This is a genomic window from Roseivirga sp. E12 (genome assembly GCF_017592825.1).
Lineage (GTDB): Bacteria > Bacteroidota > Bacteroidia > Cytophagales > Cyclobacteriaceae > Roseivirga.
The window spans coordinates 271,953-291,884 of the sequence record NZ_JAGFMD010000001.1 but is presented as its reverse complement, the minus strand read 5'-3'; the positions used below and the strand labels follow the sequence as shown (position 1 = coordinate 291,884).

Sequence of the window (19,932 nt, the reverse complement as noted above, 5' to 3'; positions counted from 1 at the left end):
TTTTTGATTGTTAGTGCAACTGTAGGTCACTTTTAGTCATCTTCCATCAAAAGCTCAACATATGAAACGGTCAATACTCATCTCCCTACTATCCTTTATCACACTCAGCTCACTTGCCCAAAACCTTCAAAAGGGAATTAACTCTTATAAAGATGGCAAACTCAAAGAAGCCAAGGCAAACCTAGAGGACTACAAATCTAAGAGTCAGGAATACGAAAAAGCTCAATACTACTTGGGAAGGATCGCCTTCGATGAAGAAGAGTACAGCGATGCCATTGATTACTTCAAAGAAGCAATAAAAAAGAACAATCAGAGTGCTGATTACTATGCATGGCTTGGTAATGCTTATGGTGTTTATACCCAAAACATTAGCAAAATCAGACAAGGTATGGTCGCCCCGAAAATCAAAAAGAACTACGAAAAAGCAGTGGCACTTGACCCGCAAAACTTAGATGCACAATGGGGCCTGATCGAGTATTATACACAAGCACCTAGCATTATGGGTGGTAGCATGACTAAAGCGACAGAAACGGCTAATGTCATTATGAGTTTCAATGAGAAAGAAGGTTACAGAGCGCTCTCTACAGTCTATCAAAGAGATAAAAAGTATACGGAAGCAGAACAGGCCTTCGTCAAACTAGTTGAACTTGATAGTGTCTACGCTACCTCTTTAGGTACGTTTTATCAGAATAGACAAATGTATGACAAGGCTTTCAAACACTTTGAGAAGATGCGCGTATCCGAACCTAAAAACACCAATGCAGTCTATCAGATTGGTCGTACAAGTGCTTTGTCAGGCCTACAATTAGAAAAAGGAATCAAAGCCCTGGAAGAGTATATGACCTTGCCATTAAATGAAGGTTCTCCCTCCTATGCAGCCGCTAAAATGCGACTGGCTATGATCTATGAAAAGATGGGCAATAAGACAAAGGCAAAGTCTTTGTACCAGGCTTCGCTCAATGAAGACCCAAAGATGCAATTGGCCAAAGAGGGTTTAAAGCGCGTCAAATAACTTGTATTCTTAGACTTAATTGGCTTTCTGCTATCTTGCTAAGACAGCATGGAAGACTATTATTTAACCAGGATCAACAAGGCTGTTGACTTTATTGACCAAAATCTCAATGAGGACCTAAAGGTTAGTGAAGTGGCTAAGGCCGCGAACTTCTCGACTTTTCATTTTCAAAGGCTCTATAAAGCCATCAGAAATGAATCTCCCTACGACACGATCCTTCGAAGACGGCTCGAAAAATCTGTTTTCTATCTCAAGCATCATCCAAAAATGAAAATCCATGAGATAGCCGAAAGTGTGGGCTTTGGATCGATAGAGAACTTTACCAGACAATTCAAGGCTCGCTTCGGTCATAGCCCGAGTGAATTAAAAAGAGACAAGAGTCTTCTAAATAGCAGGATTTATCAAGATGGTTCAGAGAACAACTTCCATCTTGCCTATGACAAAAGTCGACAACTTCCTCCTACTCAGTTCAAGGTTGAAGTAAGGCAAGAAAAGGAAAGACCTGTTGCCTTGATAAAGGCCATATTTGGAGCAGACGGTTCCGCCCTGGTCGAAGCATATGAAAAACTGATGGCCTGGTATGAATCAGATGGAAACAATAGACCTGATTCAAAAAGGCATGGAATGTCTATCGATGACCCAGATACCACTCCTGCAAACCATTATCGTTATGACTTTGCAGTAGAAACTGATCGAGAGATTCCTAAAAATGGAATTATTGAGAAAGTCATTATACCAGCTGGAACATATGCTTTCATCCATTGTCAGGGTGATATCCTCAAAGTGGGCCAAGCTTGGGATTTTCTCTATAAAAACTGGCTGCCAAATAGTGAGTATATTCCTCGTGATTGTCCGGCTATCGAGTCATTTTTAAAGGGACCAGAACAGATTGGCTGGGAGACTTTTGATATACACTGTTGCATTCCTATTGAAAAAATAAATTATTAGATATGAAGAGATACTTTTTACCCACCCTCATCACATTGCTTTCAGCAACTTTGGTTTATACACATAATACCAAGGAAGATTCTTTTGAGATAGAAGCTTTTTCTATCTCCCTCAATGTAAAAGATATAGCCGCTTCAAAAGCATTCTATGAGAAGTTAGGTTTTTCTCAAATCCCTGGGCAAGGTGCCATTGAGCAACGATGGATGCTCATGGAAAATGGCAAAGCTAGAATTGGTTTGTTTCAGGGTTTCTTTCCTCAAAATACTATTACGATGAACCCTGGCGATGCGAGAAGTATCTTCAAAACTGCTACTGATAAAGGGCTCAAAGCAACTTTTTCTAGCGGAATGGATAAAAATGAAGGACCAGCTTCTTTTGCATTAATTGATCCTGATGGCAATCCCATCTTAATTGATCAGCACAAATAGCTATAATTCAGCGATACACTCAATTTCTACTAGCGCATCTAAGGGCAAGCCTGCAACAGCCACTGTGGTTCTGGCAGGTGTATGCCCTTCAAGCATTTCTCCGTAGACGAGATTCATCTTTTCAAAATTCGCCATGTCACTTAAATACACATTGCACTTAACAATATGCTGAAGAGTTAAGCCTTGTGACGCCAGTACGGCCCTTAAGTTTTTCATCACCTGCTTAGTCTGGCCCTCTACACAGGTCTTTTCTACCTTTCCAGTCTCAGGGTTTATTCCTGTCTGACCAGAGCAAAAGATCAGGTTGCCAGATTTCATAGCAGAAACATAAGGCCCTAAAGCCTTTGGAGCTCCTTTGGCATTTATCTTTTCCAATTATTTGACGGTTATCGTTATGGTCTTACTCCACTCCGAACCATAGGACTGATGAACACCATTTGCAAACTGTAGCGTTAATGTGTGCTCCCCAGGCGCTAAGTCAAGAGTAGTCTCGGTCTGTCCTTTTCCAAAATGGATATGCGTTTTGTTAGCGGGTACCATGTCACCAGTTTTGATAGAAGCGCCATCAATTATCATATGGTGATGGCCAGTACCTTTTACTATCTCTCCTGCTGGTTTGATTTCCATTCCACTTACACCCATTTTTACCAAAACCGAAGTACCCACCTCTTGGCCGTCATTAAGGTTTTCGAAGTAAACTCCATCCTTTTGTCCACATGCTAAAATCGCCAAAGAGAATACTATCAATAGGCAAAGGCTCTTTACTATTTTCATCTTATAGTTTTGTTAAGGTCTAATTTAGGGCCGCTAAAATAGGAAGCGATCCTGAGGAATAACACCTGCAAGCAACTAAGGTTTTGATTATTTTGAGTTATCTGAAAGACACATTACAGTTTTAATCTGAACTTGTTCCTTAGATTTGCTGTAATTAACAAGTATGAAGAAGCCAAAGAAAGCCTCAGTTACCAAAAGAGACATCATAGAGCTGGTCATCATCGTAGGAGTTTTCGCTGCGATTTACCTAACAGGTGCACAGGCTGAAGTTTTCGGGAAGGTTCAGCAAGTGTTCCTGCATACAGGTGTCATGAATGCATCCGAGTTAAGTGAAGATGCTTATGAACAAGCCAATCTCAACTTCAAACTGACCGACAGGGACGGAAAGACTCTCGATGTAAAGAGCCTTAAAGGTCAGACAATATTCATTAATATATGGGCTACATGGTGCGCGCCTTGCGTTGCCGAAATGCCCGGAATAAACAAATTGAGAGAACACTTCAAGGATGACCCGAATGTTCATTTCCTAATGATTTCCGAAGATAGAGATCTTGAAACGGCCATTAAATGGGTGGATAAAAAGGGCTTTGATTTACCGATTTATAAAACAATAACTCCTTTGCCGGACATGTATGAAACAGGCTACGTACCCTCCACTTTCGTAATTTCTCCTGAAGGAGAAGTGGTTGTAAAACATACGGGCCTTGCCAACTATAACACTCGAAGGTTCCGAAAACTACTCGGTAAGCTGTCTGCAGCGAGTACTGTTACTAACTAAACTCTCCTCCCTTTAGCTTCGCGAAATACACTTTAGAAGCTTTAACAACTTTCGGTGCCAGTATTACTGCCGACACCATAGTTGGAATTGCCATCAAAGCAAAACTGCTATCTATCAGAGTAAATACGAAATCTAAAGAAGCAACAGAGCCAACTATTATTGTACCTATATAGATATAGTTATACAAGTTGCCCCTCTTTGCGCCAAGCATAAATGACATACACTTTACGCCATAGTATGAGTAAGAAAGCAAGGTAGAAACTGCGAAAATCAGGATACATAAACCAAGTAGATATCCACCAGCACCACCTGGAATTGCTTGATTAAAGGCTTCGAGGGTAACTGGAATACCACCAATACTCTCTCCTAAATAAGGTTTATAAACGCCTGTACTGAGGATTACCAAAGCCGTTAATGTACATACAATCAGCGTGTCTATCGCTGGACCTAACATTGCTACTAAACCTTCTCTAACAGGTTCATCCGTCTTTGTATCACCATGAACCATTGGAGCAGTACCAATACCAGCCTCATTTGAAAAGGCAGCTCTTCTTACCCCTTGGATAATAATAGCTCCTAATCCTCCACCAAGAATGGCATTTCCTGTAAAGGCCTCGTCTATAATTGAGCCAAAGATTCCAGGAATTTGAGATGCATTTTGCAATAGGATAAAGATTACCAGAATGAAGTACATTACAACCATTGAAGGAACGAGCTTAGATGCCACCTTACTAATTTTCTTAATCCCTCCAAAAATCACAGTTGAGACTAATACAGTCAGCACAAGCCCTGTAATCAATGAAGAGTAAGCCACATTCGCACCTAGCAAGTTGAAGGAAGATGTGGTGTCATAACCCACCGCTGGGCCTAAAATCGTATTCAGAGCAGCAGTCAGTTGATTTGCCTGAAAGATTGGAAGCGCTCCTACTAGGCCAACAATACAGAAGAAAACTGCTAATGGCCTCCATTTCTCGCCTAGACCTTCTGTAATCACATACATTGGACCTCCTCGAACCTCTCCCTCGGAATCCTTCCCTCGATACATTACTGCCAGTGTACAAGTGAAAAACTTAGTTGCAATTCCAAAGAAGGCTGAGACCCACATCCAGAAAATAGCTCCGGGACCACCCGCAGTAATAGCAACAGCGACACCACTGATATTACCCATGCCCACAGTAGAAGCAATTGCGGTCGACAAGGCTTCATAGTGACTGATTTGTCCTTCTTTGTCCTTCTCATCATACTTCCCACGCAAAACGTTGACAGCATGTCTGAAATAGAGGAATGGTGAGAATTTAGAATAGACCATAAAGAACAGCCCTCCTCCCATTACCAGGATAAGAAGTGGAATACCCCAAATCCAGTTACTAAAATCTCGTACAGCGGTTTCTATTAACTCCAAAGCTTAACTTTTTTAAGTAAACCACTATAATAGCCCAATTGGCCAGAAGCGACAAGCACTATAGTGATTTTATAGGGATACTATGATAACAGCGGTAGTAAGGCTTCTCATATAACCATTTGTTCACATCATGATCACACTGACCGTTTCTTTTGGTTGAAAGATCAGTTATATCTCTAAACGCTTTCACCAGCTAAGGATGCTATTAAACAATAAACGCTACAGGATTTGCCTAGCTACCCTTTTGCCTTTGCGGAAGATGATAGCAGTCATGTCACTTTTCTCTCAATAGACAGCCTCGCATACAAAATGTATCCATTTCCGTTTGTGGCGTTATAATTGCATATTCGATACTACAAAAAACATTCGCATGCTCAGTAATTCTCATTATTCAAAGTATTTGATAATCATTGCCTTAAGCCTATTCTTTCTTAGCTCATGCGATGACGATGGTCCCCAGGTCGAACCGAATTTCACTGAGAGTATTTCTTTCAGAAATCAACAAGAAATCAATGACTTTGGCTCAAAAGGTTATACCTCAGTGGAAGGAAGTGTGAAAATTGGGAGTCTAGGGATTTCGAGAGGCATAGTGGATTTAAGGCCATTGTTAGAGCTCACGTCTATCGGAGGAGACCTCATTATCTCAGGAACGGGTCTTACTGATTTAGAAGGCCTCAATCAGCTAGGAACAATTGGAGGTAGTTTAATTATCACCAAAAACACTAGGCTAAGGGGTTTAAGTGGCCTTTCAAGTTTATTGACTATTAATGATCGCTTCGATCTTTTAGAAAATGAACAATTAATCTCTACTCATGGAATAGAAGTATTAGAATCTGTGGGAGGCTCCCTCACAGTTGATGATAATCTAGCACTTAAAAGTCTTTTAGGTTTAGAAAATTTAAACTCCGTTCAAGATTTAATCGTGACTAACAACCCCAATCTCACTTCTTTTTCTGGACTCAGTGGGCTAAATACTATTGGGTTTTTAATGAGAGTCGAAAAGAACGAAGTACTCGAGAATATTTCTGCACTGTCAAACCTGACACAAATAAACTATCATGTGTATATCACTAACAACCCGCAAATGACAAGTCTGGATGGGCTTCAAGGTATTACTAGGTTAGCGAACTTACATGTACAAAATAACTCCTCAATTACAAGCTTGGATGGTCTTAACGGATTGCTGAACGTTAACAATGAACTTTGGATAAACAACAATGAGTCTCTAGAAAGCCTGAACGGATTGAACAATTTGACTGAAGCCGTATATTTTAGTATGTGGCACAATCCCAAGCTCAGCACCCTAGAGCATTTATCTAAAATCACCTCGGTAGCTAGCCTATATATTGGAGGTAGTCCAGACTTGGATAGTTTTGATGGCTTAAATAGTTTGGAAACGGTAGTCAACACTTTATATATCTCTCAGTTGAATTCAATTACCGACCTAAGTGGATTTAGCTCACTAAAAAGAGTGAGATTAGTCATGACCGTACACGATATGCCGAACCTCATAAACTTGGAGGGAATCGAGAGCTTGGAAACTATCCAAAATTTATCTGTTTCCAACAGTCATAAGCTCAGAAGTTTGAAAGGCCTGCAAAATGTCAAAGTATCTGTTGGAGTTGGTTTCTTTGAAAATCCTTCCCTCACGGACTTTTGTGATATTACCAATTTAGTAAACAGCGAGGGCTTCACCGGAGATGTATTCTCTAGGGATAACGGCTTCAACCCAACCAAGCAAGATCTTAAATCAGGAAACTGTAGTAACTAAGTAATAATCTTTAGGTAACCTTGACTTACACCTAAATAGCTTGATAACCTGTAAAGTGCTCTGGCCCCTACAGTAGCATCCCATTCATCAACTCCAGGAGATACTTCATTAAGGTCAGCTCCAACTATTATCCGACCGCTTTTCACCACTTGCTTTATCAGGTAATTGACTTGGTCTAATTCCAGTCCACCAGGAACAGGCGTCCCGGTATTTGGGCATAGCTTTGGATCGAGACCATCTATGTCGAATGAGATATAGACTTTACCGGGCAGGGTCTCTATAATCTCTTGACATTGCTCATGCCATGTTCTCCCCTTGTATTGAGCTTCTTTTAAATCTTGATCAAAGAAAGTAGTGACGCGACCATTAGAGGTTTTAATATAATTAGCTTCTTCTTGACAATAGTCTCTAATGCCCACTTGTACCAGCTTAGTAATCCCCTTATGTTCCAAGACATTATACATAATGCTTGCATGCGAATAGTCAAAGCCTTCATAGGACTTACGCAAATCTGCATGGGCATCTATTTGAAGGATTCCAATTTCTCCCTCCTTTTTAGCACAAGCTAAAATATGTCCTAAGGGCGTACTGTGGTCACCTCCTAATAGAATGGTGGTTTTACCCTGTTGTTGCCAGTATGCTGTCTCCTGCTCAACGTATCGCATTAGCTGGGCGCATTCAGCGTTAATCTCCGCAAGGCGTTGTGTCATTTCGTCTTCAACAGCAGGGTCACTCCCGTTTTCCAACCACTGAATATATATCTCAGACTTTACGCGTAATGACTTTCCCAATGACTCCCAAACCTCAGGGATTTCCGCCATAGCCACTCCCAACTTCCAGGCATCTGGAATATCCGGAATCTCATAATCAATCTGGGCAGATGCCTCTAGTATGGCTGCTGGAGCTTGTGCAGTGCCGGCACCGTAAGAAACGGTAACATCCCATGGAATGGGAATGATCACGACCTGAGCGGTATCAGTGCTATAAGGCAGACCAAAAATAGTCCCCTTTACACCAACAGCATTTGGATCGAAATCATCTATTTGGCTCACTGGTTAATCATTTTCTTAACAAAATTAGGAAGTGCAAAGGCCGATTCATGAATAGCTTCATTATAGTAACTCAGGCCTTGCGACTCTGAGAATGTACGGCTTTTTTCCTTGTCCAGTCCATTCAATGGATGAGCATTTCCTTTAGCACTATAAGAGAAGGACCACATGCCCGTAGGGTAAGTTGGTATATAAGCCAAATAACAGTAAACTTTATCTTGCCCAAAGATCGATCCGTAGACCTCGTAAATCTCCTTAAAGACTTTATTATTAAAACGAGGAGATTCGCTCTGTGTGATCATGATACCGTCATCACTCAAGATGCGATAGACTTCCTTATAAAAGTCTACAGAGAACAAGCCTTCAGCTGGACCAACTGGATCTGTAGAATCTACCACCACGACATCAAAACTACCGCTAGCGGCTTCTTTGACATATTTGATACCATCATCAACAATCAGGTTGAGTTTAGGGTCTTCCAAAGCCGAAGCAATGGTCGGTAAATGCATCTTGCACGCCTCAATCACCTTGTCGTCAATTTCAACCATCACAACTTCTTCCAAGCCTTCGTGACGAAGCATCTCTCTTGCCGTACCACCATCTCCACCACCAATGATAAGCGCCCTTTTTGGATTAGGATGCGTCAGTAGCGGAATATGCGTAATCATTTCGTGATAAACATATTCATCCTTCTCAGTAGTCATCACCATACCATCAAGGGTGAGCATATTACCATAAGCCTGCGTGTTATAGACTTCTACTCTCTGAAAGCCTGACTGCTCATCATAGAGCTTACCATCATGCTTCAGTGATAAGGCAATCTTATCATCTCGCTCTGTAAACCAAACATCCTTAGTACGAATAGGACCACCGTCTTCGGCACTCTTATCATCCCTAAGTTGTTTTACATCAAAGTCTTTTCGAGTTAGAAGTGCCATCTCTCCCCTTTTCAACTCAACTGCCGATCCATGACCTGCTTCGAAGGCTTCCTTCAAATACTGATAAGAGATCCATGGATCAACAGATTCTCCGCAAGTGAATAGATCTACAGAAGCATAACCAAATTCTGGCCATGTGTGAATGGCAAGATGACTTTCTTCGATCACCACCACTCCGGAAACTCCATAAGGTGAAAAGTGATGAAAAGTCGAATTGATTATTGTGGCTCCGGCCTTTACAGCCGCGCCTTCCATACTCTCTTGAATGAGAGTAACATCGTTTAATATCTCCGGAGTACAATCGTAATACTCAACAATGATATGCCTGCCTAGTGACGCCATGCGGCAAAATTAAAACCAAAACATAATTGTTGATACCGCTGTCGAAAAATAAATTTTCACTCAGGACATACCCGGATAATAGTAATCCTTTTCAATACCCATATTCGAAGCAACTGCCTTCCAATCGTCCACGGGTAACTCTATCCATGTACAAGTGGCAGGTGAGTAATCACGGACTGTCATTGTCAATGAAGCAAACAGCTGAGCTATGGATGGATTATGCGCAATGATTGCCACATTATTAAAAAGAGGATCAATCCTGTTCACAAAAGCGCGCATTAAATTTTGGGTGGCTTCATATAACTCCTCCGCATCCATTAGTCTTGGTGTGTAATCCATTTGCTCGACAACTAATTTACCTGTCATTAGTGTCCTTATGGCTGGACTCAGATAAATAGCATCAAGCTTAAGTGGAAGTTTCTGAATATGCTCACCTAAAATAGTTGCCTGATTCATACCATTTCCAGTCAACCTTCTATCAAAATCGCGCTTATCACTATCTGGGAACTCTGCCTCCGCATGACGGATCAGGAATAAATTCTTAACCATTGTGTTGTTGTTTCGGTTATGTGCAAAACAACGACAATTTTGGTTTTTTGATATGTTTCCATCAAGCCATCAATAGTTATAGTTTGTTTTTTTGAAAGTTTTATGCGCATCTTTGAGCGCTCTGAATAAAAACACAAAGTAAATAATGTCAAAAAATCTTGTCATAGTAGAGTCCCCAGCGAAAGCAAAAACAATTGAGGGTTATCTGGGTAAAGACTTCAAAGTTGTATCCAGTTATGGACATGTAAGAGACTTACCTAAAGGTGATAAAGCTATAGACATAGAGAATAGTTTTAAGCCCACCTACGAGGTGACTTCAGACAAGAGAGAAGTTATAAAGCAGCTCAAAAAACTCTCTAAAGCAGCAAATACAATCTATCTAGCGAGTGATGATGATCGTGAAGGAGAAGCCATTAGTTGGCATTTAAAAGAGGCCTTAAAGCTTGACCCAGCTCATACCAAGCGTATAGTTTTCAGAGAAATTACAAAGTCAGCTATTCAGGCTGCGATGTCAAGCCCAAGGGATATTGATGTAGATCTGGTCAATGCTCAACAGGCTAGGAGGATTCTTGATAGACTGGTGGGATATGAATTATCTCCGGTACTTTGGAAAAAAATTAAAAGAGGTCTTTCAGCTGGACGTGTTCAGTCAGTAGCCGTAAGGATGGTAGTTGAAAGAGAAAGAGAAGTCGATGCCTTTGACTCGAAATCTTTCTTTAAAATAAGTGCACTCTTCAATGTTGAAGGCCGTGAGTTGAAAGCAGAGCTTCCTAAAAAGTTTGAGTCCCAGTCAGAAGCCCAGAGTTTCTTAGAAAGATGTCTTGGCGCTGATTATAAAATTGAAAACTTAGAGAAAAAGCCTGCTAAAAGATCTCCTGCTGCGCCATTCACTACTTCTACCCTTCAACAGGAAGCGAGTAGAAAGCTTGGCTTCTCAGTTTCACAAACCATGACGGTGGCCCAAAAGCTTTATGAAGCAGGTAAGATCTCTTATATGAGAACAGACTCATTGAACTTATCAAATGAGGCGATACAAGGTGCTGTAAATGAAATCAAAGCCTCATTTGGCGAAGAGTTCGTAAAAACTCGAAAGTTCAAGACCAAATCTCAATCTGCACAAGAGGCACACGAAGCGATCAGACCAACGGACTTCTCTAATCGAGGTGCAGGCAAGGATTACAATGAGCAAAGGCTCTATGACCTCATATGGAAGCGTGCTGTAGCTTCTCAAATGGCTGAAGCACAATTGGAAAGAACCACCGTTACTATTGGCATTTCCTCAACGAGTGAAAAGTTGGTAGCACATGGAGAAGTAATCAAGTTCGAAGGTTTTTTAAAGGTATATATAGAGTCATCCGATGATGAGGAACCCAATGAAGAAGCGAAAGGCATGCTGCCTCCGTTGAACATTGGACAAGGGCTAAACCTAGATCATATTCTAGGTAAAGAAAGCTTTACTCGACCACCAGCACGCTACACTGAAGCTAGTTTGGTTAAGCGACTTGAAGAAATGGGCATTGGTCGACCTTCTACCTACGCACCTACTATCTCTACGGTCCAAAAACGTGAGTATGTAGTAAAAGAAAACCGTGAAGGAGTTGAGAGAAAGTATACTGAGCTTACTCTGAGAAACGATCAAATATCTACAGCAAGCAAGACAGAGATTACAGGGGCCGAAAAGGCCAAGCTCTTCCCTACTAACATTGCTATGGTGGTAAATGACTTCTTGGTCGAGCATTTTCCGAATGTTATTGATTACAGTTTTACTGCAAAAGTTGAAGCAGAATTTGACCACATTGCTGGTGGCGGTCAAGAATGGGAAAAAATGATCAAGAACTTCTATGGAGGTTTCCATGAGAAGGTTGAAGCCACAGAACAGATCAGCCGTAGTGATGTAGGCTCAAGTAGAGAGGTTGGTATTGATCCGGAAAGCGGCAAACCTGTTATTGCCAGACTCGGAAAATTTGGTCCTTTGGTCCAGATTGGAGAAACCGACCCGGATGACCCAGAGAACAAACCACAATTTGCCAGTTTAAAAACTGGCCAGTTCATTGAAAACATAACCTTAGAGGAGGCCTTAGAACTTTTCAAACTTCCACGTGAGGTCGGAACTTATAAGGACAAGGAAATCATTGCAGCAATAGGTCGTTTTGGCCCTTACCTGAAGTTTGATGACAAGTTTGTGTCACTTCCTAAGGATGCCGATCCACTGAGTATTACTGAAGATGAGGCCATCGTTCTTATCAAAGAAAAGGAAGCGGCCGATGCTCCGATTTACGTTTATGACGGTCAACCTGTTCAAAAAGGAAAAGGGAGATTTGGTCCTTTTATCAAATGGAACAATATGTTCATCAATGTCAATAAGAAGTATGATTGGGATAACCTATCAGATGCGGACATTGTCGAACTGATTGAAGACAAAATCCAAAAAGAGAAGGACAAAGTCATTCACAATTGGGAAGAGGATGGTGTCCGCGTTGAAAAAGCACGTTGGGGTCGTCATAATGTCATAAAAGGAAAGGTTAAAGTGGAATTAGGGAAAAACGTTGATGTATCCAAAATGACACTTGATGAGGCAAAAGGTCTGATAGAAAAGAACACTCCTGCTAAAAAAACCCGAGCCAAAAAGAAATAGTCCGCTATTCAAACATCATTTTTTCATAGTCTAGGCTGATTTGATTATTTTTCAGTAACAAATCACTATGAAAAAGTTTGTCTACTTATTCTCGCTATTTATCATTTCTTCATCAGTATGTAGTGCCCAGTCTTTCCAGGAGGAAGAAGTAATCTTACCTGTCGAAAATGGTAACTTAGGTGGCGTCATCATGATGCCTGAGGGAAAGAAAAAACAAAAATTTCCTGCCGTACTCATCATTCAGGGTTCAGGTCCAACCGACAAGGATGGCAATTCTGCAGGAGTCAGTGGAAAGAACAACTCACTCAAAATGCTGGCCGAAGCACTGGCTGAACAGGGAATAGCAAGTCTAAGGTTCGATAAGCGCGGAATGGGACTAAGCCAGTCCGCTGGCAAACAGGAACAAAACTTAATCTTTGATGATTTTGTGAGCGATGCAGGACTTTGGTTTGACTACCTCACCAAACAGAAGCGATTCACAAAAATTGGAATTGCAGGACATAGTCAGGGTTCATTAATCGGGATGTTGGTGGCTCAGAATAAACCGACAGCCGTTTTCGTATCTATAGCAGGGCCTTCTCTCAATATTGGAGAAACCATAATGGGCCAATTGAAAAGTAATCCCGCAAACCCTCCAGCTATTATAGATGAAGCTAAAAACATCATGGATGAATTGAAAAAAGGCAACAAGGTGGCTGATATCCCCTCCTATTATGCAAGCCTGTTTAGACCAAGCATACAACCCTTTATGAGTTCTTGGCTGAAATATGATCCGCAAGAGGAGTTTAAGAAATTGAGCGTACCCAGCATGGTCGTTAATGGCACAACTGACATACAAGTTACTATGGATGACGCCAATCGCTTGAAATCAGCGAATCCAGATGCTCGAATGATCATTATCGATGGCATGAACCATGTCTTGAAAAATGCGCCTGCCGAAAGAAGTGCCAACATAGCCACTTACAGTAATCCTGACTTACCGTTAAACCCGGACTTTAAGCTCGTAGTTACTTCGTTTTTTAAAGAGCATCTCGCAACAAGCAAATGACAAGAGAAGAAGCAAGAACCATCCTTGAGTCAATGACCAAGGGTGAAAGCCTACTAAGACATGCCCGTACCGTTGAGCTCGTTATGGAAGCTTATGGCAAACACTATAACGAAGATCCTGAAGAATGGGCCATTACTGGAATGCTCCATGATGCAGATTATGAGGCTTTTCCTGAAGAACATCCCAATAAGATTGTAGCCATGCTCAGGGAGAAGGGAGAAGAGAAAATTGCTTATGCCATCTCCGCTCATTATACAAAGTGGGGAGTTTCTTATGACACGCTTTTAAGCAAGGCACTTTTGGCCTCAGATGAGCTCACAGGTTTCATTGTTGCCTGCTGCCAGGTTCGGCCTGATGGTATCGTTGGTTTGACTCCAAAATCCGTGAAAAAGAAACTAAAGCAAAAGAGCTTTGCAGCAAAAGTAGAGCGGGATGAAATTCAAGCAGGAATTGACTTATTAAACATTGACATAACTGACCATATACAATTCATTATCAATGTTTTATCGGAGAATAAAGAAGAACTGAATATTGGCGAATAAATCCAAGAGCCTGGACAGTATCATATGCAAAAGTTAGTTGTTCTTAGTGGGGCTGGCATCAGTGCTGAAAGCGGTTTAAAAACCTTCAGAGACTCAAATGGTCTATGGGAAGGCCATGATGTTATGGAAGTCGCTTCTCCCCAAGGTTGGTCAGCCAACCCTGAGCTTGTTCTAGACTTTTACAACCAAAGAAGGAAACAGGCTTTGACAGCACAGCCAAATGATGCGCATAAAATATTGGCTGATTTAGAAGCACATTTTGAGGTTCAAATCATCACTCAAAATGTTGACAACCTTCATGAAAAAGCTGGAAGTTCAAATGTCTTGCACCTTCATGGTGAGCTTTTTCAATCAAGAAGTACAGCGGATGAGAACCTTGTTTACACCATGGACAATTGGGAGTTAAAACTAGGCGACCTTTGTGAACGAGGCAGTCAACTGAGACCAAACATTGTATGGTTTGGGGAGGCCGTGCCTATGATGGAACCTGCCATCAGGTTCTCTCAACAAGCCGACATCTTTCTAGTAGTCGGCACTTCATTACAAGTCTACCCTGCCGCAAGCCTTATCGATTTTGTCAGTGACCAAAGCAGAAAGTATCTGATAGACCCTAAGCCACCAGGTCATAATTCGGACATCGTTTTCATACCTGAAAACGCCACCTCGGGTATGGGAAAATTAAAAAAGATGCTCTCACTTTAAAATAGGGCTTTGAATTTCTAAATAATTCAACTTGATTTGTGTCATCATGAAGTTATGAGAAAATCCACGTTCATATTAACAGCCGTCCCAGAGCTGCCCATGAACGTGAGTTGCTAAGCAACTTGCGAGCGCCCCCGCTTACACTTTTTTATACTTACATAACTCTCAAAAATGACACAATCTAAAAATACTATACATAGGTATTGGCTATACCTCAAAATGGCCATCGGTGGTAAACAAGAGGACTTCACTACTGGCAGCATACGCAAGGCCATCTTCATGCTCTCTATTCCAATGATTTTGGAAATGCTTATGGAATCGACCTTTGCACTGGTAGATATCATATTCGTTTCTCAAGTCTCAGTTAATGCTGTAGCAACTGTCGGGTTGACAGAGTCGGTTATCACTTTGCTCTATGCTGTTGCCATTGGCTTAAGTATGGCAGCTACCGCTGTAGTTGCAAGACGAATAGGTGAAAAAGACAAGCCAGGTGCTGCAAAAGCAGCTGTTCAAGCAATATTTCTAGGAGCTACAATTGCCGTTTTGATCGGTATTGCTGGTATTATTTATCCTAAGGAAATTCTTGGGCTTATGGGTGCAGAAGAAAGTCTTATTGCCGAAGGCTATGGCTATACCAGAATTCTCATCGGTGGTAACATCACCATTATGTTGCTATTCCTAATCAATGCAGTGTTTAGGGGTGCCGGTGATGCATCAGTCGCCATGTGGACTTTGGTACTATCGAATGGTCTGAACATAATTCTTGATCCAATCTTCATCTTCGGCCTCGGCCCTATTCCTGCTTATGGAGTGGAGGGTGCTGCAATTGCTACGACTATAGGCCGCGGTGTTGCTGTAACAGGGCAGTTCATGATCCTCTTCTTCGGTTGGGGAAGAATTAAGATTGGCATCAAGGACTTTGTCATCAACATTGCAGTAATGTGGAACCTCATAAAGGTTTCCTTAGGTGGAATTGGTCAATTCCTTATAGGAACATCTAGCTGGGTTTTTCTTATGCGGATCATGTCTGAGTTCGGAAGCGATGTATTAGCTGGTTATACCATCTCAATCAGAGTGATGATGTTTACACTTATGCCAGCATGGGGTATGAGTAATGCTGCTGCTACCTTAGTCGGTCAGAATTTGGGCGCAAAACAACCTGAGCGAGCTGAGATTTCAGTATGGAAAACAGGAAAGTACAATGCCATTTTTATGGCCGTGATTTCTGTGATCTATTTGGTCTTTGCCAAGTACATTGTTGGTTTGTTCAGCAATGTAGAGGATGTGGTCAACTATGGTGCCCTAAGTCTACAGGTGATTGCGGCAGGTTATATCTTCTATGCTTATGGAATGGTAATCACCCAGTCCTTCAATGGGGCTGGAGATACAAAAACGCCAACAGTCATCAACTTTTTCTGCTTTTGGGTGTTTCAGTTACCATTTGCCTATCTGGCCGCGGTCACATTTGATTGGGGTCCTATGGGAGTATTTGTGGCCATCACACTGGCTGAAGTACTAATAGCAATGGTCTCCATTTGGCTATTCCGAAAAGGTAAATGGAAGACAGTCCAGGTATAGATTATTTAATTCAGATGTTAGGGACGCTTAGCGAATTTGTAACTCTTTAGTTCATCATTATTTGATGTGACTAACAAGTATTCGTCACTTTGAACGGTTACGGTTTCCAAGTCTCTGACATCTGAATTTAAAACTAATCCCGACTCCGCTAGAGAAAGCGTTTCGAACTCATTATTACCCTTATTGATCACAATAGAGCCAAAACTGGAATCATATCTAACCGTCTCAACTTCTGAACCAAAGAAGTTACCAGCGCAAATGAGGTCTGTTAAACCATCACCATTTACATCCTTGAGTATAACATCTCGAACAGCCCCAAATTGAGATAGGGTTGGCAGTTCCTTGAATTCAAAATTCATATCACCATTGTTAATCAGGATTCCAGAGGCAAAATTATTGACCTCTAGTTTTAAAGACGCCTCGAGACGTTCCTCAGAGTAAATTGCAGTCAAATCTGCGTTTGCGAACTTCTCATAATTGTCAAATTTCTCCAGAATAAATGGCATCTGCTGAGAACTGCACTCGCGCCCTCTTACAGGGAGTAGTTCTTCTCCATTGCTTTTTGAAAGGACAATATCGCCAATACCATTCTCGTCAAAATCATTGTAGAACAGATAAAGCGGAGAGTCTGGCTTAGGGTGGAATTTATTGTTCAGTCCAATATTGCCCACTACAAAATCAATATCTCCATCGTTGTCAATATCGGTTGGTTTAATACTTTGCCACCACCCCTTCAGGTTGTCTAGGTCCAAGCTGGCTTCTTCAAACTCTTCTCCATCGTTCATATAGATCTTTGGGCTCATCCACTCACCTACGACTACCAAGTCTTCAAACCCATTCTGATCGATATCTACCAAAACCCCATCAGTCAACATTTGCGAAGCATCATAGATATCAGAAGAAAAATTCTTGGTAGCATTCACAAAACGACCTCCTTCATTAAGGTAAACAAAGCTTCTAGGTCCTTTAGGGTATTCTCCCGGTACATTTCTATTAATGACAATAAGGTCCTGATCACCATCATTATCAATATCAGAAGCCAATGCCTTGCTTCCTCCTATCTGATCATTTGGTAAGGCATCAGAAACTCTCGAGAAGTTGCCGCTTCCATCGTTTAGATAAAGTCTATCTCTTAAAAGATTGCCATTGCCTTGATAGAATTCACCACTACCACTGACCACATACAAATCTAAATCGTTATCTCCATCAGCATCGAAGAAGGTGGAACCCATGTCTTCATGAGCAGCATCTGTTGAAAAAGTTGATTGTGATGACTTTACATATTGACCACTCGATTGTTGAACAAAGAGACTACCAGACTGGTCTTTTGCTCCACCGATATAAACGTCTTCTAGGCCATCTCCATTAACATCTGCTTTAGTGATGAAAGGACCGTGCTCAGATTGCCTATGCGGCAATAGAATCTCTTTAATGAAATCATCAAACGAATTCTCATCATGCTTGAAATCAATAATCGGTGCGTCAGCCTCGGTAAAGTAGCTTCTCTCCTCTTCGACACTCATTTTTACAAAAGCAGCATTTTGGTAATCGATGACACCACCCTCGATCTCTTTAAGGTCGGTGATAACCGAGCTTTGCCCTGTTGGCCATTCGACTTCAATTTCTTTGATCTTGATGTTTTCGGATAGGTAAATAGCTCTGTCAGAACTTGACAAATACCCCCTACTTCCTCTCACTTTTTCAAGTACTGTATTCCCATCAGTGGTTTTGATTCTAAGGGTAGTACCGAAACCTTCTCTATTGCCTTTCGGACCCACCACTGTGATTTTGCGAAGCCTTACCCCCTCATTTTCTACCGTCAGGTTTTGATTGAGCGTGCACATTAGGTCCATATTGTTGGTGATTATCTCTAAGTCACCATCGTTGTCTAAATCAGAATAAACGGCTCCATTAGAATTGAATGCTCGTTTTAAGCCCCATTCCACGTTTTTCCTTTTGAATTTTAGTCCGTCTATGTTTTGGTAAACCGGGTTTTGAAGTTTCTGACTAGGCAACAACTTTAATATTTGTCCCAATGCGACTTGTTTACCAAGTGCAAAAATACTGTCACTAGCAGTCACAGCATCATTATCTGTAATATCCTTTCTAATACCGTTGGTTATATACAAATCCTTCAGACCATCTGCATTATAGTCTCCAAACAGGGCTGTCCAACTCCAATCGGTTTTATCAATTCCTGATACTTGGGAAACTTCACTGAAATTTCCATCTCCATGATTGTATTGTAATGAATTGATCATGTATTGATGCTGAAGCCCTTGATCAACCATGGTTCTGAAAAATTCATTGCTCATACTGGCCATAAGTCGTTTTGACCTTACATGATCTTCTGGGGCCATATCCAGCGTGACTAAATCAAAATGACCATTATTATCAATATCCGCCCAGTCACTACCCATACTGAAAAATGACATGTGCTGAAAATAATCCTGAATGGATTCAGTGAAGGTTCCATCCTGATTATTGATGTAGAGGAAGTCTGGAGTCAGGTAATCATTCGCTACATAAATATCGTCCCAGCCATCTTCATTAAAATCGCCCATTACGGCACTGAGCCCCCATGCGCTATTGACAATACCTGAACGATCTGAAATATCGACATAGCGCCCTCCTCGGTTCTCATATAGCCTATCTCTTGAATAAGGGTCGTAATCAGAAGGTTTTTCATTTCGCAAGAACATGATGGTATTCTTGTTATTAAAGTCTAAGCGATGATTCATCTGATAAAGATCTAAGTCACCATCTCTGTCGTAGTCAAAGAAATACGCTTGAATACCATACCCCTTATCTGCTAGCCCGTACTTTTCTGCACTTTCGGTAAAAGTCAGATCACCATTGTTAATGTATAAGTAATTAGCTCTCTCATTGGGATCTTCATAACGACCCGAACGTGACAGATATATATCGTCTAAACCGTCTTGATTGATGTCCACAACAGTGACACCATTCTTCCACCCCTTTGCCGCTGAGACACCAGCAGAATCCGTAATGTTTTCGAACTTGAGAGATCCCTTATTCAGGAAAAGTCTGTTCCTAGACTGATTTGAAACAAAATAGATATCCTTGAGGTCATCGTTGTTGAAATCTCCAATAGCCAGACCAGATCCGTTATAAATGTAGTTGAAGTTGAAGAAGTTGTGCGTGTCGTCCTCGCGAATGGTATTGAGGAAGTTTATACCAGACTGTGTAAACGAAATCTCTTTGAAAATTGGGGCCGCAACAGGCGCAGTTTTTTCCTCTGCTAGCTCATTATTCTCATTCTGAGAACCGCAAGCTGATACCATCGCGAAAATCAAAATCACGGAAAAAGTAAAAATCAGGGGTTTGCAATTAGAACCGTATTCTCGTAACATTACACCTTTCATCACCATATATGCCCAGTAAAGTTTCCAATATAGAGTATTCACCCCTAATA

17 protein-coding genes are annotated in these 19,932 nt (G+C 41.3%); 10 read left to right on the top strand and 7 right to left on the bottom strand.

Annotation, left to right across the window (positions count from 1 at the left end; translation table 11 throughout):
* The first annotated feature begins 61 nt into the window (after positions 1 to 61).
* From J4E76_RS01265 to J4E76_RS01255, 3 genes are read left to right on the top strand one after another with little or no spacing between them, the layout of a single operon-like run.
* Entirely contained in the window at positions 62 to 1,012 is a 951-nt protein-coding gene (locus J4E76_RS01265; RefSeq protein ID WP_208500664.1) for a tetratricopeptide repeat protein, read from the top strand.
* 48 nt (positions 1,013 to 1,060) lie between these two features.
* Positions 1,061 to 1,960 carry a GyrI-like domain-containing protein gene (locus J4E76_RS01260; protein ID WP_208500663.1) on the top strand — a complete coding sequence of 300 codons (900 nt, stop codon included), beginning with the start codon at positions 1,061 to 1,063 and terminating at the stop codon, positions 1,958 to 1,960.
* Positions 1,961 to 1,962: 2 nt separating this feature from the next.
* Positions 1,963 to 2,388: a VOC family protein gene (locus tag J4E76_RS01255; protein WP_236017253.1), complete on the top strand. Its 426-nt coding sequence runs from the start codon at positions 1,963 to 1,965 to the stop codon at positions 2,386 to 2,388.
* Here J4E76_RS01255 and J4E76_RS01250 read toward each other — a convergent pair whose 3' ends face one another.
* Positions 2,389 to 2,763, bottom strand: a complete 375-nt coding sequence (locus J4E76_RS01250) for a RidA family protein (RefSeq protein WP_236017252.1) — start codon at positions 2,761 to 2,763, stop codon at positions 2,389 to 2,391. It abuts the gene before it with no gap.
* The gene (locus J4E76_RS01245) at positions 2,764 to 3,162 is read right to left on the bottom strand and encodes a DUF4399 domain-containing protein (RefSeq protein ID WP_208500662.1); all 399 of its coding nucleotides are present in this window, start codon (positions 3,160 to 3,162) and stop codon (positions 2,764 to 2,766) included.
* Positions 3,163 to 3,325: 163 nt separating this feature from the next.
* On the opposite strand from J4E76_RS01245, the gene J4E76_RS01240 reads away from it, so the two are divergent.
* Complete coding sequence (locus J4E76_RS01240; RefSeq protein ID WP_208500661.1) at positions 3,326 to 3,940, top strand: TlpA disulfide reductase family protein; 615 nt, start codon at positions 3,326 to 3,328, stop codon at positions 3,938 to 3,940.
* On the opposite strand, the gene J4E76_RS01235 is transcribed toward J4E76_RS01240, so the two are convergent.
* Positions 3,933 to 5,342 carry a sodium:alanine symporter family protein gene (locus tag J4E76_RS01235; RefSeq protein ID WP_236017251.1) on the bottom strand — a complete coding sequence of 470 codons (1,410 nt, stop codon included), beginning with the start codon at positions 5,340 to 5,342 and terminating at the stop codon, positions 3,933 to 3,935. The two genes, J4E76_RS01240 and J4E76_RS01235, sit on opposite strands and share 8 nt — an antisense overlap.
* 370 nt (positions 5,343 to 5,712) lie before the next feature.
* On the opposite strand from J4E76_RS01235, the gene J4E76_RS01230 reads away from it, so the two are divergent.
* The gene (locus J4E76_RS01230) at positions 5,713 to 7,113 is read left to right on the top strand and encodes a hypothetical protein (RefSeq protein ID WP_208500659.1); all 1,401 of its coding nucleotides are present in this window, start codon (positions 5,713 to 5,715) and stop codon (positions 7,111 to 7,113) included.
* On the opposite strand, the gene J4E76_RS01225 is transcribed toward J4E76_RS01230, so the two are convergent.
* The 3 genes from J4E76_RS01225 to J4E76_RS01215 are packed head-to-tail and all read right to left on the bottom strand — an operon-like array spanning position 7,110 to position 9,991.
* Positions 7,110 to 8,165, bottom strand: coding sequence for an agmatinase family protein (locus J4E76_RS01225; protein WP_208500658.1), 1,056 nt, complete (start codon positions 8,163 to 8,165; stop codon positions 7,110 to 7,112). The genes J4E76_RS01230 and J4E76_RS01225 overlap by 4 nt on opposite strands.
* Positions 8,162 to 9,442, bottom strand: coding sequence for a polyamine aminopropyltransferase (gene speE, locus J4E76_RS01220; protein WP_208500657.1), 1,281 nt, complete (start codon positions 9,440 to 9,442; stop codon positions 8,162 to 8,164). The genes J4E76_RS01225 and speE overlap by 4 nt, the downstream gene beginning before the upstream one ends.
* A gap of 60 nt (positions 9,443 to 9,502) precedes the next feature.
* Positions 9,503 to 9,991 (bottom strand): histidine phosphatase family protein, encoded by a 489-nt coding sequence (locus tag J4E76_RS01215; protein WP_208500656.1) that lies wholly within the window; start codon positions 9,989 to 9,991, stop codon positions 9,503 to 9,505.
* A 145-nt stretch (positions 9,992 to 10,136) separates the two neighbouring features.
* Here J4E76_RS01215 and topA point away from each other — a divergent pair, with 145 nt between their 5' ends.
* The 5 genes from topA to J4E76_RS01190 all read left to right on the top strand — a co-directional run bounded on the left by topA (position 10,137) and on the right by J4E76_RS01190 (position 16,496).
* Positions 10,137 to 12,626, top strand: a complete 2,490-nt coding sequence (topA, locus tag J4E76_RS01210; RefSeq protein WP_208500655.1) for a type I DNA topoisomerase — start codon at positions 10,137 to 10,139, stop codon at positions 12,624 to 12,626.
* A gap of 67 nt (positions 12,627 to 12,693) precedes the next feature.
* Positions 12,694 to 13,674 (top strand): S9 family peptidase, encoded by a 981-nt coding sequence (locus J4E76_RS01205; protein WP_208500654.1) that lies wholly within the window; start codon positions 12,694 to 12,696, stop codon positions 13,672 to 13,674.
* On the top strand, positions 13,671 to 14,216 hold the full coding sequence (locus J4E76_RS01200) for an HD domain-containing protein (RefSeq protein ID WP_208500652.1): 546 nt from the start codon (positions 13,671 to 13,673) through the stop codon (positions 14,214 to 14,216). Before J4E76_RS01205 ends, J4E76_RS01200 begins: the two co-directional genes overlap by 4 nt.
* A 24-nt stretch (positions 14,217 to 14,240) precedes the next feature.
* Entirely contained in the window at positions 14,241 to 14,918 is a 678-nt protein-coding gene (locus J4E76_RS01195; RefSeq protein WP_208500651.1) for an NAD-dependent deacylase, read from the top strand.
* A gap of 171 nt (positions 14,919 to 15,089) precedes the next feature.
* On the top strand, positions 15,090 to 16,496 hold the full coding sequence (locus J4E76_RS01190) for an MATE family efflux transporter (RefSeq protein ID WP_208500650.1): 1,407 nt from the start codon (positions 15,090 to 15,092) through the stop codon (positions 16,494 to 16,496).
* Positions 16,497 to 16,513: 17 nt separating this feature from the next.
* On the opposite strand, the gene J4E76_RS01185 is transcribed toward J4E76_RS01190, so the two are convergent.
* A complete protein-coding gene (locus J4E76_RS01185; protein WP_208500649.1) occupies positions 16,514 to 19,924 on the bottom strand; it encodes a VCBS repeat-containing protein in 3,411 nt (1,136 codons plus the stop codon).
* Between the last annotated feature and the right edge of the window lie 8 nt (positions 19,925 to 19,932).

Excerpts from the sequence above, each read along its gene's own strand:
- J4E76_RS01265 (WP_208500664.1), top strand. The coding sequence starts at position 62 with ATGAAACGGTCAATACTCATCTCCCTACTATCCTTTATCACACTCAGC.
- J4E76_RS01260 (WP_208500663.1), top strand. The coding sequence starts at position 1,061 with ATGGAAGACTATTATTTAACCAGGATCAACAAGGCTGTTGACTTTATT.
- J4E76_RS01255 (WP_236017253.1), top strand. The coding sequence starts at position 1,963 with ATGAAGAGATACTTTTTACCCACCCTCATCACATTGCTTTCAGCAACT.
- J4E76_RS01245 (WP_208500662.1), bottom strand. The coding sequence starts at position 3,162 with ATGAAAATAGTAAAGAGCCTTTGCCTATTGATAGTATTCTCTTTGGCG.
- J4E76_RS01240 (WP_208500661.1), top strand. The coding sequence starts at position 3,326 with ATGAAGAAGCCAAAGAAAGCCTCAGTTACCAAAAGAGACATCATAGAG.
- J4E76_RS01230 (WP_208500659.1), top strand. The coding sequence starts at position 5,713 with ATGCTCAGTAATTCTCATTATTCAAAGTATTTGATAATCATTGCCTTA.
- speE (WP_208500657.1), bottom strand. The coding sequence starts at position 9,442 with ATGGCGTCACTAGGCAGGCATATCATTGTTGAGTATTACGATTGTACT.
- J4E76_RS01215 (WP_208500656.1), bottom strand. The coding sequence starts at position 9,991 with ATGGTTAAGAATTTATTCCTGATCCGTCATGCGGAGGCAGAGTTCCCA.
- topA (WP_208500655.1), top strand. The coding sequence starts at position 10,137 with ATGTCAAAAAATCTTGTCATAGTAGAGTCCCCAGCGAAAGCAAAAACA.
- J4E76_RS01205 (WP_208500654.1), top strand. The coding sequence starts at position 12,694 with ATGAAAAAGTTTGTCTACTTATTCTCGCTATTTATCATTTCTTCATCA.
- J4E76_RS01200 (WP_208500652.1), top strand. The coding sequence starts at position 13,671 with ATGACAAGAGAAGAAGCAAGAACCATCCTTGAGTCAATGACCAAGGGT.
- J4E76_RS01195 (WP_208500651.1), top strand. The coding sequence starts at position 14,241 with ATGCAAAAGTTAGTTGTTCTTAGTGGGGCTGGCATCAGTGCTGAAAGC.
- J4E76_RS01190 (WP_208500650.1), top strand. The coding sequence starts at position 15,090 with ATGACACAATCTAAAAATACTATACATAGGTATTGGCTATACCTCAAA.